This is a genomic window from Corynebacterium cystitidis, assembly GCF_900187295.1.
In the GTDB taxonomy this organism is placed as follows: Bacteria; Actinomycetota; Actinomycetes; order Mycobacteriales; family Mycobacteriaceae; genus Corynebacterium; species Corynebacterium cystitidis.
This window is the reverse complement of record NZ_LT906473.1, coordinates 2247122-2264169: the sequence shown is the minus strand read 5'-3', so window position 1 is coordinate 2264169 and position 17048 is coordinate 2247122. Positions and strand designations below refer to the sequence as shown.

General features: G+C 56.6%; 8 protein-coding genes. 4 read left to right on the top strand and 4 right to left on the bottom strand.

The features are described 5' to 3' along the window. Positions 1-2: 2 nt before the first annotated feature. Positions 3-1403, top strand: a complete 1401-nt coding sequence (locus tag CKV99_RS14330; protein WP_143063510.1) for a hypothetical protein — start codon at positions 3-5, stop codon at positions 1401-1403. A gap of 849 nt (positions 1404-2252) precedes the next feature. Here CKV99_RS14330 and CKV99_RS14990 read toward each other — a convergent pair. Genes CKV99_RS14990 through CKV99_RS10710 form a run of 3 tightly spaced genes read right to left on the bottom strand, consistent with a single transcriptional unit; the run spans position 2253 to position 4169 of the window. After that, positions 2253-2381, bottom strand: a complete 129-nt coding sequence (locus CKV99_RS14990; RefSeq protein ID WP_256232298.1) for a hypothetical protein — start codon at positions 2379-2381, stop codon at positions 2253-2255. A 34-nt stretch (positions 2382-2415) separates the two neighbouring features. Next, on the bottom strand, positions 2416-2868 hold the full coding sequence (locus CKV99_RS10715; RefSeq protein ID WP_092261164.1) for a hypothetical protein: 453 nt from the start codon (positions 2866-2868) through the stop codon (positions 2416-2418). Next, the gene (locus CKV99_RS10710; RefSeq protein WP_092261163.1) at positions 2853-4169 is read right to left on the bottom strand and encodes an LGFP repeat-containing protein; all 1317 of its coding nucleotides are present in this window, start codon (positions 4167-4169) and stop codon (positions 2853-2855) included. Before CKV99_RS10710 ends, CKV99_RS10715 begins: the two co-directional genes overlap by 16 nt. Before the next feature lie 442 nt (positions 4170-4611). On the opposite strand from CKV99_RS10710, the gene CKV99_RS10705 reads away from it, so the two are divergent. The 3 genes from CKV99_RS10705 (at position 4612) to CKV99_RS10695 (ending at position 7286) form a co-directional block, all read left to right on the top strand. Next, entirely contained in the window at positions 4612-5517 is a 906-nt protein-coding gene (locus CKV99_RS10705; RefSeq protein ID WP_092261161.1) for a trypsin-like serine peptidase, read from the top strand. A 551-nt stretch (positions 5518-6068) separates the two neighbouring features. Next, complete coding sequence (locus tag CKV99_RS10700; RefSeq protein WP_231910014.1) at positions 6069-6377, top strand: transposase; 309 nt, start codon at positions 6069-6071, stop codon at positions 6375-6377. A gap of 276 nt (positions 6378-6653) precedes the next feature. Next, positions 6654-7286 carry an IS3 family transposase gene (locus tag CKV99_RS10695; RefSeq protein ID WP_092260149.1) on the top strand — a complete coding sequence of 211 codons (633 nt, stop codon included), beginning with the start codon at positions 6654-6656 and terminating at the stop codon, positions 7284-7286. 398 nt (positions 7287-7684) lie between these two features. Here the strand turns inward: CKV99_RS10695 and CKV99_RS10690 are convergent, their stop codons facing one another. After that, complete coding sequence (locus tag CKV99_RS10690; RefSeq protein ID WP_092260151.1) at positions 7685-16948, bottom strand: type I polyketide synthase; 9264 nt, start codon at positions 16946-16948, stop codon at positions 7685-7687. Positions 16949-17048 lie beyond the last annotated feature (100 nt).

Below are 17048 nucleotides of genomic sequence, written 5' to 3'. Positions count from 1 at the left end.
CAATGGACCATTCTCAACGAAGCTCCATTGGCTTACACAAGCCATCGCCAGAGAAACACCGCGCTTCTCGTTCTCAAAATCACGGCAGTATGTCTTCGACTTTGACTGCCCCGTTGCTTCTCGACGCTGGGTACTCCGTAATAATCGGGCTTATTATCTCGTTCTCCTGTGCACAGGCCATTCGCTTAGCGCGCCTGCCTTGGGCTGGATATGAGGATTTTGATATTTCACTGCGAACGGTAGGCTTGGTCGCAGGTGTGTTGGCCACCATGGGGGCAGCATGGCGTTTCAGTCGCTACTCTCCACATAGCATGTTAATGAGTCCGTCAGGAAAACAAGCAATTGCGGTTCGTTATAGCTACATAGCAGGTGTAAGCGTTCTAAGTGCTCTTACCGCGCTTGTTATAAGCGCAGGTATACTACTTCTTCCCCTTCTAGGGGAGAATTCACTGGATATTCGATTCTTCTTTTCGTCTCTTATCGCAGGCGCAGGATTCGTTGTCGGAAGCACAGCTTTAGGCATTGTGGTCGCCACTCTCACTCGTCGTATTCAGCTCATCGCACGTGTTATTTTGTCTGGCGGTATCACTTTGCTTTTCGGCGCGTACAGTGCCACTTTTAGTTTCCTGTGGCCACTAGGGATTCAAAGGTATTCAGACATGGCTCCCTCGCCCGCCAAACTGTGGGCAGTGAGTCTAGCCCTCATGCTCGCTGCGGTGGCATTGGTGGGAGCAGTTTTCCTGGCGAGCCGGGCTGCAGATCCTTACACACCAGGCCGTGCTCTAAGCGCCTTGCCGTTTGTGGCTGCCGGTTTAGGTTTCGCAGTCGGTATAGCAACCTCTTCGTTGCCTGAGTATGAGCAAGAGTTAATGTGTGACAGTACTCAAAGACCGAACATTTCGGTGTGCGTAAATACAGCTAATGAGCCTGCGTTGCAGCGCAGTATTGACAGTGCAAATCAGGCGCTTGATGTGGTCGGGGAAATCGTGTCGCCAGAGCAAATAGTCTATACCCCAGTCTTTGGCAAAACAGACAGTCTCGGGCGTGAGATCATCTACCAGCCCTGGCAGCATCGCACGGGTCTCGGAATCAGTGTGATTGAATCGGTCGTCAGTACCGCCGTTTGTAACGGCAATGAACATCCAGAATCCGTGCGACTGAATAGCGAATTAAATACACATCTACTCGCTGTGGCAGGGTTAGAGCAGCATGTTGGGCTGGCCCGTGATTCCTCGGGACGCATTGTGCGAGATAGTGCAGCGGAGGGCGGATCGCTTTATGGGCAAGAGGATCCTTTTGCGAACACCCCGTTGGACGTGATCATTGCGGGGATTGCTACGCACTCAGACGAAATCGCTAGCTGCACAGCACAGTGGGAGTGGTTTGGGGTGGTTTCGGAGTGATGAGAGCTCTTATTCCGGCCCCCTGGCGCACGATTTTTCTTCTTCTGTTCAGTGCAGCACTCGTTCTAGGGGTAATTGGTGGCTACACATTTGGGATCCCAAGTGTAACTGGTGAAAAATATTTCACCATCGCCGAATGGTGGATGTACACTGCGACAATCGCAGCAATCGGAGTATGTGTGCCACGCTTACGATCGATTGACTTGGGCTGCCGACGAGCGCGAATGGCCTCTTTATCGCAAGGGTTGGCCGTTACATTTATAGCCTTAGTGTGTGCGAGTGTCGGGGTGGTAGCTATCAATGTGCGACGTGCAGCGCGGGCAGCGAACTATATCGGTAGCAGCGTTCCGCCAGGTAGCGAATATATCTTAGTTGGCACCTTAACTGCCGCAGGACTCGCTTTCATCTCGGTTACTTTGTGGGGGCAGGCAATTGGTACTGCGGTGAGCTTGGTGGCATTAATTGGGATTGCATCACTCCATATGCTTATACCGGAGGGTTTCCCGCTTCCGGTACCTGCTCAGCCCTATGAAGGTGCGTGGTGGGAACCGATAAGTTTCGCTGAGTCTTTAATAGTTTTTCTAGTTGGCATCATGCTATGGGGTAGGTTCGGAGGCTCCCGTGAGTCCCGATTAGAGAAGTATCGCTGATTAGAGGCATGATTCCGTCAAAGCACGTGGCAGCACCATTTTCTACACGCCTTCAAGGAATCTTTGACCAATTACGGAAACCGTCTTACTGACTTGAGCCACGTCAGGTGAAAAATCCCTCCGTTTCCGCTTAACGACGAAGCGCCCCTCGGTTACCCTCACTGGTAACCGGGGGCGCTTCCCCTAACAAGCTGGAATCTTACTTAATTGGGTAGGTGCCGTCCTTACCGAGGCGCGCGTTTTCGTCGAGAAGCAGCGCGATTTCAGAGTCATGGGTGTGGCCCTCGGCGAAGCGGCGGTTCTCGATCTGCTTAAACAGTTCGGTCAAGTACCTTCGTGACGATAGTCAAGAGGAAAATCCTTTAATCCTGCATCCATATTTGATTCGAAGCATGATTAAAATCGAGCAAGTCGTTCCATGTAGAAGGAACGAAACTTTTCCTATCTGTTTTCAACCAAGTGATACGATCCGGATCCTCAAAATCGAGTTCTTTAAGAAATGATTCACCAGCAATTTCGTATGCCCACAAGTCGTGGACATTTTCATACTCAACCGAGTATTCTTGAAAAGTTCCCTCAGGGTGGAAGATGGTTTCAAACCCCACAAAGGCTGTGCCGTTAGATGTTTCTACTTTCAAAATGATGTATAAGAAGGTATTGATCCAAGCAGCGGCGCCATGAAATTTCGGCAATGATGTAGCGGCGTCATCCCTAAATCTATTTTCACTCAAAGCATCCTTATTAAGGATCTCTGCCAAGGAAAACGCGGCAGCCTTTAAATCAAAATGATGCTCTGGGGTTACTGCCATTTCCATAAATCCAAAGTGGGAATATCTGTACTAAACCAGCTGGGGGCCTTGTCGCTCATTCCGTGAGTACCAGTATTGTGAATGGGATACATAGTAGTAATTCCGCGTGGCTCTGAAGCGTTTCCACGAGGTTTCGGCTCAACAATCGCACGGTATGCAAAAGATTTACCAGTGAGCTGGCAAACTGCTCCTACCGGATCAGAGCATTTGACTTGATAAACCATTTCTTCATATCTCATAGAAGGGCCCTGAGGCTCTCGTATACAAGAGTTATTAAGCACGGTTTTTATAGACCACAAACTCCAAATGTTGTGCTTATAAACAATTTTGTCATATCCCCATGGAGCTTTGTCCGTCGTATTAAACCATCCACGTCGCAGCAGTATGGGTTTACCACACATATCCCTAGTCTCCAGAAGAAGTTCATCGGTGTAGTCATTGCCTCCAGCAATTCCGCTGCCTTGTAGGGTAGGTGTATCTTGTTCGAGTCCTGCTCCGGGGAGGTATTCTGGGAAAAATTTTTCTAGCTGGAAACCATAAATTTTTCCTTTTTCAAAGGGCTGCTGCTTCCACCCCTCTTGAAAATCTTGCGGATCTCCGGTGGGATACCCCTGACCTTCTCCGATTGCTTCTGCATACACCCATTGGAGTAGCACATCGCCTGTTATAGCGTGAGCGCCGAATTTGGGGTGCCAAACCATAATTCCTTTTTGGAAAAGGTTGTATCGCCCAATCCCATCAGGTGTTTTCTCTTCGCTGCTGATAGGGAAACCTAAGGTACTCTTTTCGGCCCCCATGTCCTGCCATTTGTCATAGATTCGCCCCTGAATTCCTGCTTGTACTGCTGGAATGGAGTTTCGTGTGTAGATGTAGCCACCTTGGTATTTTTGTTTATACCAACTATCTCCGAGAGCGATATCATTAGTCATTGGGTACCCGAAGTGCCCGCGTTCCCAACCATGCTTTGCCCACACGACGGTTGCAGGAACGCTAACAGTATGAGCACCTGTCTTTGGATGCCAATAGATAAACCCGTTGACGAATTCAGACCTTTTACCAACACCGTCAGGATTAGTTAGTTCGTTGCTTTTAGGAAACGTCAGAAAGCTTTTCGGTCCGCCCATGGAATCATAAAGTTCCCGGATTGCACCGCATACTTCAAAAGGAGAAGGCCAGTAAACTTTGCAACCTGGGGCAGAATTTAGGGTCGGGTTATCTTCTTCTTGCAGCTGTGCTTCTTTTGTTTCTGCAAGATCCGCCTCTTCTTTGGTGAAATCACCCGGTATTTCTTCCCTATCGCTACGCATTTCTCCAGGGCGTACAGTAGATTTAGGAGATTTCGTCGGAGTCCACTCGGAGACTTCTTCCGGTGGAAGTTCAGTCTCTATAGTTTCAGATGAGGCTCCTTTAGCCCACTCTGGCAGTACTGGAGTGGGGTACTCATCTGACGTTTCTTTACTGTCGATTTCCTCTACGGAACGATCACTAGGATCAGCAGGAAAAGCACCCTGTGACACTGATGACGATAACGAATCAGAAAAAGATGATTGCGTGGCTGCAGTGCCGGGAGTGGTACTGATTAATAAGCTTGCTGAGACGAAAGCAAGTAGTTTGCGTGAGACAGCTTTAATGGCGGATCCTTAGATGAGAGTGAAACAAGGAGTTGTTCTATTAGGTCAGCTTATAGCCTGGTGGCAGGCTACGCTGGTTAAGTGAAAAAGTTCTCCTTTCTAATCTCGTGGGGTACCGATGAAAATAGTTAAACTCGGTCTTTCTTCTCTAGCCTGCGCATTTACTGCTCTAGGGGTTTGTTCTGCTGTGGCCTCCGCTGCAGATAATGACTTCGCTTCACTGCAGGCAAGCAGTACTGTGCCGGTGAATGATAATCGTATTGCGGCTTTGTGGTCAGTAACTCCGAGCTTGGATGACTCACAGCAACAACGTATTCGGCGTGATTGCACGGCAAGCTATGTAGGGGACAATTTCTGGTTGACCGCGCATCACTGTGTTTCTAATTCACCTTTTATGGATGGTTTTCTCCGCCAATCAGATGGGGAAGTAGCAGGTATCGCTGCTATTTATACCAAGTCTTCTACTGAAGATGTTGCACTTATTAAAGTCGGTGACGGAATCAATGCCGATTCATTTACCGTGGCCACAGAGCCGTTGAAGATCGGGGATCAAGCCATACTTACTGGTTATGGTCAACCCCATGAGTATGCTTCTTCGGCGGAAACAGTCATTTCCGAGAAAGTAGACTCTTTGAACTTTGGAAACGTTACGTATACCGATCTGTTCAAAGGAAAATCGTCAACGGACTCACGATCCTGCGGTGGAGATTCAGGAGCACCTGTCTACAAAAACAACACTCTCTACGCAGTACACACTGCCGGCGGATTTAACCCAGAATGCATCGATGGGCAAGATAGGCCCATGTGGCATACAAACCTCCCCCCGAGGGCTCACTGGGTACATGAAACCATCCACTCTAACGTGGGACTTTCCCCTCAAGAAAAAGTTAAAGCACAAAACGGCCTTAAGTATGCTCCCCCTGTAACTCATTCGCCCGTTGACCCCCGTGTCCCAGATACTCATAAAGAAACACGAAAGAGCTCTTCTGAGATGTCCTCGCTATCAAGCTCGAGTCATTTTTAAAACATCATGTCCTGAGTAAGACAAACATTCTTCAGAGGCTAATAACGTAGATAGGCCTAGGAACATAGTAGCTTTTTGCTGAACTTGAGCTAGTCATTATTGGCAAGCTTTGGAAGCTGTACAGCGCCCCAAATACTTCTCTTAACTGACCAATTACGGAAACCGTCTTACCTGAGTTGGGTCATTTTAGTACGACAGTTTAGGTAGTTTTCGAGGAATTCTTGGATATTAGCTGGATTTGATGTTTCAGCTTGCATTGTTTGGCCTGCGACCTTGATGGTGCAGCTGTGATATTTCTTGAGAGTTCGCACGATTCGTTTCAGCAATAGGCCGGAGATGTGTTATCCGCACAGGATTATGCGCGTTACCTGTGCCCACATCAACTCCAAGACCAGCACGATCAAGTGCCAGTTGGGTTTGCTCACCGTCAGTAACACACTGCGCCTTTGTTTTAGCACCGCGACATCATCGTCATTGTGTGCTTATTCATTGTTTGAGGTGTCATGATTCTTTTAGACGTTGAAACCTTAACGATCTGGAAGGATAGTTTCATGCCTCGTATGTATTCTCCTCAGTTCCGGCAGCAGTGTGTCGATGCGGTGTTGACGCTCGGTAAGAAACGCGCTGATGTTGTCGCTGAATACGAAATCGCTAAGTCAACCCTGGATCGGTGGATCGCCCAGGAAACAGGGACACTTGGTACCGGTTCCGGCAGTCACCGCAAGGCTGGTGATCCTGATTCTGATGACCCGCAAGAGATGGCGAAAATCATTGCTGAGCTGCGTAAAGAAAACGAGTTTTTAAAAAAAGCAGCAGCCTTGCTTGCCAAGGAGATCGAACCGAAGACAAATTCGAAGTAATCTACCACTTCGACGAAGAAGGCCGCCCCAACCCCACCTACACCGTGACCATGATGTGCACAGCCTTACAAGTCTCCCGCTCAGGCTATTACGCCTGGCGAGCACGCCTTGACTGCCCACCAGCACCATCCACTCCACGTGGACACCGACAGGCAATCGCCCTACTAGTCAAGCAAGCCTTTGCCAACCACAACGGCTTTGGTGGGGTACGCACCATCTACGCTGATCTGCTCAGCCGCAAACATCAAGACCACCAAATACGCGGTAGCCAAGGTTATGGCAGACAACAACCTGGTCACGAAACGCCGCCGCGCATTCAAAAAGACCACCATCGCAGACCCAAACGCCAAACAGCGCAGTGACCTGCTCCAACGCCGCTTCAACGCAGCGATGCCGACGACACACCTATGTGGGGATATCACCTACCTGCGTACCGGCCAAGGGTGGATGTATCTCGCCACCGTCATTGATTTAACCACCCGGATGATAGTTGGTTGGCAAATCGGCGAACGCATGACCACTAACCTCGTTGAAGATGCACTGGTCATGGCACATAAGGCTGGGTATGTTGCTGGCAACGCCATATTCCACACGGATCGTGGTTCGCAGTACACCTCGAAGCAATTTGCCGCTGCCGCCTGTCGGATGGATGTGCGTTTAAGCATCGGTGAAGTCGGAGTGTGCTGGGATAATGCGGTAGCAGAGTCGTTTTTCTCCACACTGAAACTGCACCTGCTGTATGAACGGAAGCAATTCGCGACTAAATTTGACGCCCGCTACGAAGTTGGCCACTGGATCGAAACCTACTACAACCGCCGCCGCATCCACTCCTCCACCGGAATGATCCCCGCCCAAGCAATGCGCCAATTCATCACCCGCTGCAAACACGCCATCAACCCCGCAGCCTAACCCCCCACAACCAACAATAAAACAGTTTAACCGTCTAAAAAACTTGACACAGCCCAGTTGTGACCACGCACGGGTTTACGATACCGATATCCCTACACGGTTTTGGACAGCTATAGCACTAGAGGCATTGGTAAACATACGGGTCTTCGGTGACATAGTTAACAGCTTAAACCTACCCCCATGAATACCCTCTTAGTACGACATTTCGCACTAATCCGACGTAAACCTGCCGGTCACAATGTCAATATGATTTACCACACCCCAAAATGAGCCAAGTCAGATCTTACTGACTTGAGCCACGTCAGGTGAAAAATCCCTCCGTTTCCGCTTAACGACGAAGCGCCCCTCGGTTACCCTCACTGGTAACCGAGGGGCGCTTCCCCTAACAAGCTGGAATCTTACTTAATTGGGTAGGTGCCGTCCTTACCGAGGCGCGCGTTTTCGTCGAGAAGCAGCGCGATCTCGGAAGACTTGGTGTGGCCTTCGGCGAAGCGGCGGTTCTCGATCTGCTTAAACAGTTCGGTCCTGCCGATCATGCCGGCCTCCAGGTGGCCTGCACCACGGCGCAGGCGTTGGGTCGCCTGCTCGCGCCACCTATCGGCAGCTTCTTCGCCACGCTGCTGGCGCAGGGCTGCGTAGAACACACCTGGGTGTGCCAGGACAACCAGCGCGCCCACATGCCCGAAGCCCAGCGACGTCAGCGCCGCCGCCTTCACGTTGCCCACACCCAGATCGAGGGTGTTGCGCAGCCACACCAAGTTCTTCGACTTTGGCTCCAGCAGTGGGTCCACACAGTCCAGCGACGCGTTCTGTGGCAGCACGCCGGTACGCAGAACGTCGATGATGCCGCCGATCTGGAACAGTGCCGCACCCGCCTTGGAGTGGCCGGTGAGGGTCTTCTGGGAGATCACGTACATCGGCTTCTTCGCATCGCGACCAATGGCCGGCCACAGGATGGAGTGCAGCTCGGACTCGTTCGGGTCGTTCGCATTGGTGGAGGTGTCGTGCTTGGACAAAACGCTGACGTCGTCAGGGGTGAGGCCCAAAGACTTCAGGTTCTTGGCCAGCTTCGAGTTCTCGCCACCGCGTGCGGCAGCCAGCACACCCAGGCCAGGGGCCGGGATCGAGGTGTGCGCGCCATCGCCGAATGACGAAGCGTAACCCAACACCGCGTGGACCGGCAGGCCCAGCTCCACAGCAAGGGAACCACGGGCGATGAGCACTGTACCGCCACCTTCAGCTTCGAGGAAGCCACCACGACGGCGGTCGTTCGCACGAGAGATGAAGCGGTCATGGATGCCCTGGTCGGTCATCTTCTTGGTCTCGGCGGTCGCATTCATATCGCCGAAGCCCGTCAGTGACTCGACCTGAACGTCGTCGATACCACCGGCGACCACGAAGTCTGCCTTGCCCAGTGCGATCTTGTCCACGGCTTCTTCCACGGACACCGCGGCGGTTGCACACGCGCCCACAGGGTGAATCATGGAGCCGTAGCCACCGACCAGCGACTGCATGACGTGCGCTGCCACCACGTTCGGCAGTGCCTCCTGCAGGATGTCGCTTGGGCGTTCCTCACCGAGGAAGCGGGTGACAAAGACCTTGTGCAGCGATTCCATACCGCCAATACCGGTGCCCTGGGTCGAGGAGACCTGGGACGGGTGAATGGCCTGCATCAACTCTGCCGGGGTGAAGCCGGCGGAGACAAAGGCGTCGACCGCGGTGACCAGATTCCACACAGCAATCCGGTCCAGGCCGTCGATCATCTGCGCTGGGATACCCCAGTTTTCAGGGTTGAAGTCGTCTGGCATTTGGCCCGCAACAGTACGAGTCAGGGTTGCCTTACGTGGCACGCGCGCGGTGGCACCCGCCTTGCGGGTTACCGTCCACTCGCCGTCGACCTCAGCGACCTCGGTCTTGTCCGGATCAGCTTCTTCGATGTCCCTAGCCTCTTGCTCGTTTGCGACAGCGAACGTGATGTCGCGGTCGAGGAAGACTTCGGTGGCGTCGATCGAGCCTTGATCGGTAAGGAAGTACTTGTCGGTCAGCGTACGCACACCGGAGCGCGCCACAACCTCGTCGCGGAAGCGGTCGTAGATGTCTTCCTCGGCAACGACGTTGCCTTCAGCGTCATACCAGCCTGGGTTTGGATCTTCAGCCCATTCCACGAGGTTCATCATCCACGCCAGTTCCAGAACGCCGGCTGCGGTCAGTTCCACGTCGCCGTCGCGCTGGATGCCATATTCCGCTTCACGACGAGTCCTTCCCAGACCCCACGAGGAAACCTCACCCAAGCCGACAACAACAATCATGTCATCAAGATCGCAGGTGACATCGCCAACCTCAGTATCAACTGGCTGGGTTGGGTGGGCGATATTCGGCAGCGCCTTAATCGTAACCGGCGCAGATGCTGGCGCATCTGCGGTGGAAGCAGACGCCGACGTGTCGTCCGATCCCTTGTCGGCGTCGGCGTGAGCCGACGCCGCCGCTTCGCGCGCCAAGTCTGGCAGGGAGATTGGGGAATCGCCCAAACCACCGGTGAGATCCAGCTCAAGCGGTGCTTCCGCAGCCTTCGCACGGTTTTCCTTGGAGGCCAGGCCGATCAGCTCGGAGGAGATTTCCTCGGGGCTCCACACATGGATGCCTGCCTTTTCGGCCGCGGGCACGAGGCCATCGTTGCCACCCATCAGGCCAGTGCCGGCAACCCAGCCGATCTTCGCCTGGGCAAGAGTGACACCAGCTGGCCATCCGGCCTCAGCACCCCACTTCGCCAAGATGGCGTCCAGGGCTGCCTTGACCTCGCCGTAAGCGCCGTCGCCGCCGAACATGCCGCGGTTCGGGGAACCGGGCAGCACGATGTGCGCGCGGGTGGCAGGGAAGTCATCAGACTTCTGGGCCAGCTCCGACAAGCCGGCGATGGTGCGCTCCACGGACCACAGCAGCAGCCGTGTTTGGTTCTCGGCGGCAGGGCCAGCGTCGGCAAGCGAGCCGGACACCGATGGCGCCGCAAACGGGTACGCCAACGTCGGGGTGAGCGCCGGCTTGGTGATCTTAACCTCGTTGCCCACGGTCTCGCGCTGCTCGGAACCAATCCAGTCGATCAGTGCGTCGATGTCACGGTAGCTCGACAGGTTGGCCGGTACAACCCACAGCTTCGCGTTCGCGGAAGCGTGGTTCAAGTACAACCGACGCGCGAATTCCTTGCGTGCTTGGCTGACATTGGACGCAGTCATGATGACGGTTGCGCCGGAGCCAAGCAGCTTTTCGACGACCGCTGTGGCAATCGAACCAGGTGCAGCACCGGTGACCAGTGCTACATCACCTGCGAACTCTTCGTCGGCCTTGCCGCGGGCTGCCCACGCGATTTCCTTGAGCAGCTCTTGGTTCTCGTAGCCGTTGTCTGCATACCATTCTGCCTGCTCGGCAACAGTTTCACCGGTGCCTGCGTACCGGTAGTGAGCCGTCTTGTAGACAGGGGTTTCAGGGGTGAGCTCACCCAGCGCGATGCGTGCTAGATCCTCGCGAGCCTGAGCCCAACGGTCGTCGAAAAGCACCGCACGGCGCGCATCGAAGACCGGGGTGACCAGCTTGACCCAACCGGAGCCCAGCTCCGCCTCAACAGTATCAATGACGGTGGTATCGGCTGGCTCGGATGTATCAGCGACAGCGACATCCACGCCCAGCTTGCCCAGCAGGGTGCGGGCGGTAGAGACCAGGGTGTCCTTCATATCGTCCGCGTACGCGTCAAGCGCGGCCGAATCGACCACACCACCGCCACCGCCAGCGCCGCCAGCAGCGGCAAGAGAGACAGACACGCCATGGCGCGACGCCACAGACTGGACAGCAGCGTCGACAAGAGCATCAACGTCTGCCTTCGACGATGCGGAGGTGGGGACGGTAGCCAGGGAGCCGCCACGGACGGATTCTTCGTCGCGGGAACCCATCAAGATCTCCGCCTCAACACGCGGTGCCCAGGACGCGGGAAGGCCCCATGTGTCGGTGACGCGCTCGCCGATGTACGCAGGCTTCACACCTGCCGCACCCGTCAGCTGGCGCACGCGGGCAGTGATCGCCTCGGCCAACACAGAACCGAAGGGCTGGTAGCCGGGGGCTGCAGTCTTGACCTTTTCGCGCAAGGTAGCAACGTCAGCGTCAGCGGCACCATCGATGGCAGGAACGCCGATCTCGGCAGACATGTCCATGAGCAGCTGGTTACGGCGCGAAGACACGCCGTTGGTCAGCTCCTCGACAGTATCCGAGTCATTGATCTGCTCCAGGCGCATCTTATTCTGGAAGGAGAACAACACCATGATCGCATCGGCTGCGGTAAATGGCAGATCCGGTGCAGGCGAGCCCGCAGGCTCGTTCGCAAGCTCACGAGCCTGGCTTCCGGCCTGAACTTGACTGTCGGTCTGAACCTGATTGTCAGCAGGAGCAGGTGAGCTCGCAGGCTCGCTCGCCTGATTGTCAGCCGGAGCGGATTCAGTTGGGGGTTCGTCTACAAGCGGTGCCTCGACCACATCCTGCAGCATGACCTGATCCTGGTTCGCCTCAACGTTGAACACTGGGATGTGGTGGCCGATCACGTCCATCTCGCGCTTTGCCAGGTTCGTCAGTGTCGGGCTGGACGCCAGGCCAACCTCGATCATCTGGTCGCATTCGCGCAGCAACAGGTCCTGGGTTTCAATCCAGCGCACCGGAGATGCAAACTGCCACGCCAACAGCTCAATGAGCAGGGTGCGTGCCAGAGTGTTGGCATCGGTGTTCTCTGGGGTGACGTTGGCAAGGCGCTCGGTAGGCACCTCGGCCTTGATGGCGTCGATGAAGTCCTGGGTCAGCTCGAATGGGCGAGCAACCAGGTTTGGCACGTAGCGGTTCTCCAACGCCTCAATGTCGATCTCGGCAGGCAGCAGCTCGTCGAGCTTCTGCGCGAATGCTGGCACACCGTCGCGGAGCACAGACGAGTGGAATGGCACGTCAATGCCGGGCACGGTGACATAGGCGCGTTCATTGATCGCGTTCGCTTCAGCTTTCAGGGCGCTCAAGCCCTTTTTGGTGCCGGCGATGGAGTACTGCTGGCCTGCGATGTTGTAGTTCACAATCTGCAGGAACTCGCCGGTCTTCTCGGAGACCGACGCAACGTAGTCGTCTACTTCGTGGGGCGCCAGCCCCACCATGTTGGGGCGCAGGGCACCCATGCCGTAGTCAGAGTTGCCCTCCTCGTCGCGAGGCACGAGCCCGCCCATGGCGGAGCCACGGGAGTACACCACGTCGATGACAGCCTCGAGGTCGAAAATATTCGCCAACGATGCCAGCGCGGTGTACTCGCCCAAGGAGTGGCCGGCGTACATGGAATTTGATGCCAGAGCGTCCGCCTCGCGCAGGCGTTCGGTTTGCGCGTACGCGACCACAGCCAGGGCCACCTGGGTGAACTGGGTCAGGTGCAGCACGCCCTGTGGGTGACGGAACGTTGTGCCCTTAACGACGAGCTCCGTTGGGTTCTCGTCGATAATGCGCTGGATGCTAAAGCCCAGGCTCTCGCGGGTGTGGCGGTCCGCACGACGCCAGATCTCGCGCGCAGCAGGAGATGCGTCGCGGTCGCCCTTGCCCATGCCCTCGGTCTGGATGCCCTGACCTGGGTAGACATACGCGGTCTTAGGTTGAGCAAGCAGTGCCTGGCCAACAGAGACGACCTCGCCGTCGATACGGCAAGTAACCTCGAGGGCTGCGTGGATCCCCTTGCGGCCGACGCGCTCGACGGTGATTTCCACCTCGTCTTCGAGCTGGACCATGCCGTACATGGAGTAGGTCCAGCCAACAATCCGTGCTCCCTGTGGCGCAGCTCGTTGCGCCGCGTGCTGGGCGGTGGCGGACAGCCACATGCCGTGCACCAGTGGTGCTTCAAGGTTGACCAGGCCGGAGGCGTTGTAGGAGGTGTGGATCGGGTTATAGTCGCCCGAAACCAGCGCGAATGGGGTCATATCGCTTGGTGCGGTGACGGTGGTGCGGTCCATGAAGGAACGCGGGGTTGCCTCGATCTTGGTCGATGACTTGCCGCCGCCGAACTCTGGAGCAGGCGTGGGCTGTGCGGTACCCGTGGCGCGGCCGCGGATAGCGAAGCGCTGCATTTGCGTTGCGACAAGCGTCCCATCGCAGGCTCCGGGACTGGAAGAATCGGAGAAGAGTTCGAGCTCGACGGTGACGATGCGCCCGGAAATGGACTCGTCGATCGCGGTGCACTTAGAGATCACGTCGATGCGGCGGCCGTCGGCAAGCTCATGCAGAGGCACACGCAGGTCGACCACGTGGTTGAGGTGCACCGCGTTGAGCAGGCCCTCGATGACGGGGTAGCCGTCGGCAAGCTGGCCGGAGCCCAGTGCGGTGTAGATTGCTGGCCAGCATGGGCCGACCAAAACGTCGGGCGTTCCCACCGGGGTTTCGTCGCTGCCTTTTCCGCCGCTGCCTTTTCCGCCGCTGCCAGAGCTTGCGAGGGCAGCGCCGGTGACGTTGGTGTGCGCGGTCAACAGGGACGCAGGCAGGGTGAAAGAGTACTGTGCCACACCGAAAGGCGCATCCCCGTCAGGACCGGTTTGCGAACCTTCGATGATTTGTGGCATCTCGGTAATCTCGTCGCCGCTTTCCGAGGTAGAGCCGACACCTGCCAGGCCCTGGAGCAGCGCGAAGACCGAATCAGGCAGGCGCTCATCGGAGACCACAGGGGAGGCGCCGGTGGCAACACCCTCGGACAGGTCCAAAGGAATGGTGACCTCGCGCACGTAGAACGGGCGCTGGTCTTCTGGCAGGTCATCCCAGTAGGAGTCAGAGTTGATGCGGATCGACCAGGCTCCTTGCTCATCCTGGATCAAGTCATAGGCGTCGTCGTCCATTTCGTAGGCGGGGTTGGCCATCAGGTGACCATGCCACACGATGGTAGGAGCAGCCTTGATGAACTCCTCGGCATCCTTCGCATCAGCCAGGCGGGAGAATTGCTCCTCAGGTTCCTGGCCGGCGTCGACAAGCGCCTGTGTTGCGCCGGCTTCGAAGCGTCCAAGCAGGTCAGCGACAGGTTCGTTTTTCTTGGTGATGCCAGCAACGGCCAGCGGGCCGGGGATGATGCGGACCTCGTCGGCGTCGTAACGCTCGTCCTGTGCCTGCCACAGGGTGTCTTTGCCAAACCACGTCTTCAGATCACCATCGATGGCTGGGACCCACGGCATTGGTTTGACATGCTTGTAGTGCAGGGAAATCCACCATGCAGCATCGCGTGGGGAAACGGTGATCTCGCGGGCCTCAGGGTAGGCCTCGAGGAGGCGGGTGACCATCGCAGGAGCGTCGGCAACCTCATCGATATCAGGGAATAGGGTGTCGATCTCGCCGTGGTCTGCTTCGTTGAGGCGGGCCTCCACGCGGTGCAGCAGGTCGAAGAAGCGGTCGTCCCAGGTGGGGTCGACGAATGGGTGAGCCAACTCAACAAAGCGCTCGACCCACTCGGCGTAGGTCATGGTCTCGACGTCGCCGAAGTACGGCTTGGAAGTCTTGTTGATTGCCTCGATGATGTCGTCGCGGCGCTCCTCATAGTCGGCGATGTCAATCGCCGTGATCAGGCGGGACGCTGCAGCAAAGGAGTTGTCGAGGTCGTGGATGTCAGCCAACAGGTGCGACTGGGAGGACGCAACACCGTTGCGGCCGGTGCCACGGGCAACCCAGCCGCCGTTGTCGTCGGCTGCGATACCGGGGGTGTTCACCAGGAGTTCTTTTACCGAGTCGGTGGCTTTAGCTTCCTTTGTAGCCATGGCAACGGTGCCGATGAACACAGCGTCGACAGGCATAGGTGCCAGGCCGTACTTCTCAGACCAGGTGCCGGTGATATATGTTGCTGCAACCTCAGGCGAGTAGATGCCACCGCCGACGGCGAGCAGCGCGTTTGGATGCTTCCGCACCTCTGCGTAGGTGTCCAGCAGCATGTCATCCAAGTTGGTCCAGGAGTGGTGTCCACCAGCATGCCCGTCTTCGACTTGGATGATCACTGGGAAGTCAGGGTTCGCGGCAGCGATCTTGACTGCGTCGCGGATCTGCTTGGACGTCCCCGGCTTAAACGAGATATAGGGGAAGCCATCTGCCTTGAGCTGGGTTAGCAGCTCGGTTGCTTCGTCGACCTCGGGGATGCCAGCAGAGATGCACACGCCATTGAAGGATGCACCTGCCGCACGTGCCTTGGGCACGATGCGTGCCTGGCCGAAGTGGAGATTCCACAGGAAGCGGTCGAAGAACATGGTGTTGAACTGGGCGGTGCGGCCCGGTTCCATGAAGGACTCCATATCGTCCTTGTGGGCGGTAAACACCTCGTCGGAGTACATGCCACCACCGGCCAGCTCCGTCCAGTAGCCAGCGTTAGCGGCGGCTGCCACGATCTCGCCATCAGCAGACGTCGGGGTCATGCCACCCAGCATGATGGGCGACAGGCCGGTCACGGTGGAGAAACGGGTCTGGGTGTAGGTCTTCCCGTCTGGCAGGCGCACCAAACGTGGCGCGAACTCGGAGTAATCCACAGCCTCAGGCAGTTCCGTGCCCGGGGTGGCCAGTTTATCGCGTGTCGACGCAGAATCGGCCGTCAGTACTGCAACATTAGAACCATGGGTGAGCTTCGATGTGATGGTGGCAATCGACTTGTCTAGCGCCACAATGTGGGAGACGCCAGATTCGAGCAGCGTAGAAACCTGAGCTGGCCAGTCGTGCTGGTTGTGCAGAATGTCTTCTGCCAGCTGGGCAGCGGAGAACTCGCCCAAGTCGATGCCACACTCGTCAGCCCACTGGGCGGCCAGCTCGGCAGCTTCCTTGGTTTCAGCAGTGTTTCCGTGGAATGGGTAGGCCACGGGCAGCTCGTCGAAAAGCGGGTTCATTTCCGCGCCACCGAACTCGGCGGCTTCGAGCTGAGCGTTGAAGGACTCGGCGGCAGCTTCGATAGCTGAGCGTGCGGCCTGGAGTGCCTCTGGGGTGCCGGAGAGGACCACGTGGCGTGGACCGTTGATCACGGCAATAGGGGCTGCTGACGCAGCCGAATCGGAAGCGTCAGCCAAGATCTCGGTGACCTGGTCTGCGAACAGGCCACGAATGGAGAGCATGTGTGGGCGATCATCAGTTGCGCCATGCACGTGGGAGGCGGCGGTGCCCAGCAGCAGGGCAAATGCGAGCGCCTGCTCAGGGTGGCGGGCCGCGACAACACCCAGAGTGCCCTGGGAATGGCCGGCTAGGGCGGTCTTGTTGATCTCGAGGCCCAGGTCGCGCAGCTGCTCAACAGCTGCGATCTGACCTAAGACGATACCGGGGACGGAAACAGCAGGGTGTGCGTCGATCGCAGCAACCTCCCGAGCTCCGTCACCGGCGACGCCCTCATCTCCGGCGACGTCGCCGCCTGCGACGGTGCCGCTTGTGACATCGCCGTCGCCGATCAACTCGCGCAGACGCTCATTGGTACCTGGCACGGTGGAGGCTAGCAGGCGGGCGACAGGGCCCGTGGTGGTGCGTGCGCGGTCCAACAGGTCGCTGAGGCGGCTGCGGGTCAGTGGAGATGAAGCGGCATCAGAAAGCGCGTACTGCCAGTTCGAACCCTGGCCCGCGAAGATGAGGGCAGGTTTCGTCATGGCAAGAAGTGGCGTCAAAGTCATGCGTATGTTCCTTCAATGCTTGTTAGGGGGTAGAAACAGTACAAGTTAAAGACCGTAACCTATGCACCAGCTGAAGTTCATCAACACGCCGACTATTGTG

Excerpts from the sequence above, each read along its gene's own strand:
- CKV99_RS14330 (WP_143063510.1), top strand. The coding sequence starts at position 3 with ATGGACCATTCTCAACGAAGCTCCATTGGCTTACACAAGCCATCGCCA.
- CKV99_RS10705 (WP_092261161.1), top strand. The coding sequence starts at position 4,612 with ATGAAAATAGTTAAACTCGGTCTTTCTTCTCTAGCCTGCGCATTTACT.
- CKV99_RS10715 (WP_092261164.1), bottom strand. The coding sequence starts at position 2,868 with ATGGAAATGGCAGTAACCCCAGAGCATCATTTTGATTTAAAGGCTGCC.
- CKV99_RS10700 (WP_231910014.1), top strand. The coding sequence starts at position 6,069 with ATGCCTCGTATGTATTCTCCTCAGTTCCGGCAGCAGTGTGTCGATGCG.
- CKV99_RS10695 (WP_092260149.1), top strand. The coding sequence starts at position 6,654 with ATGGCAGACAACAACCTGGTCACGAAACGCCGCCGCGCATTCAAAAAG.
- CKV99_RS10710 (WP_092261163.1), bottom strand. The coding sequence starts at position 4,169 with ATGCGTAGCGATAGGGAAGAAATACCGGGTGATTTCACCAAAGAAGAG.
- CKV99_RS10690 (WP_092260151.1), bottom strand. The coding sequence starts at position 16,948 with ATGACTTTGACGCCACTTCTTGCCATGACGAAACCTGCCCTCATCTTC.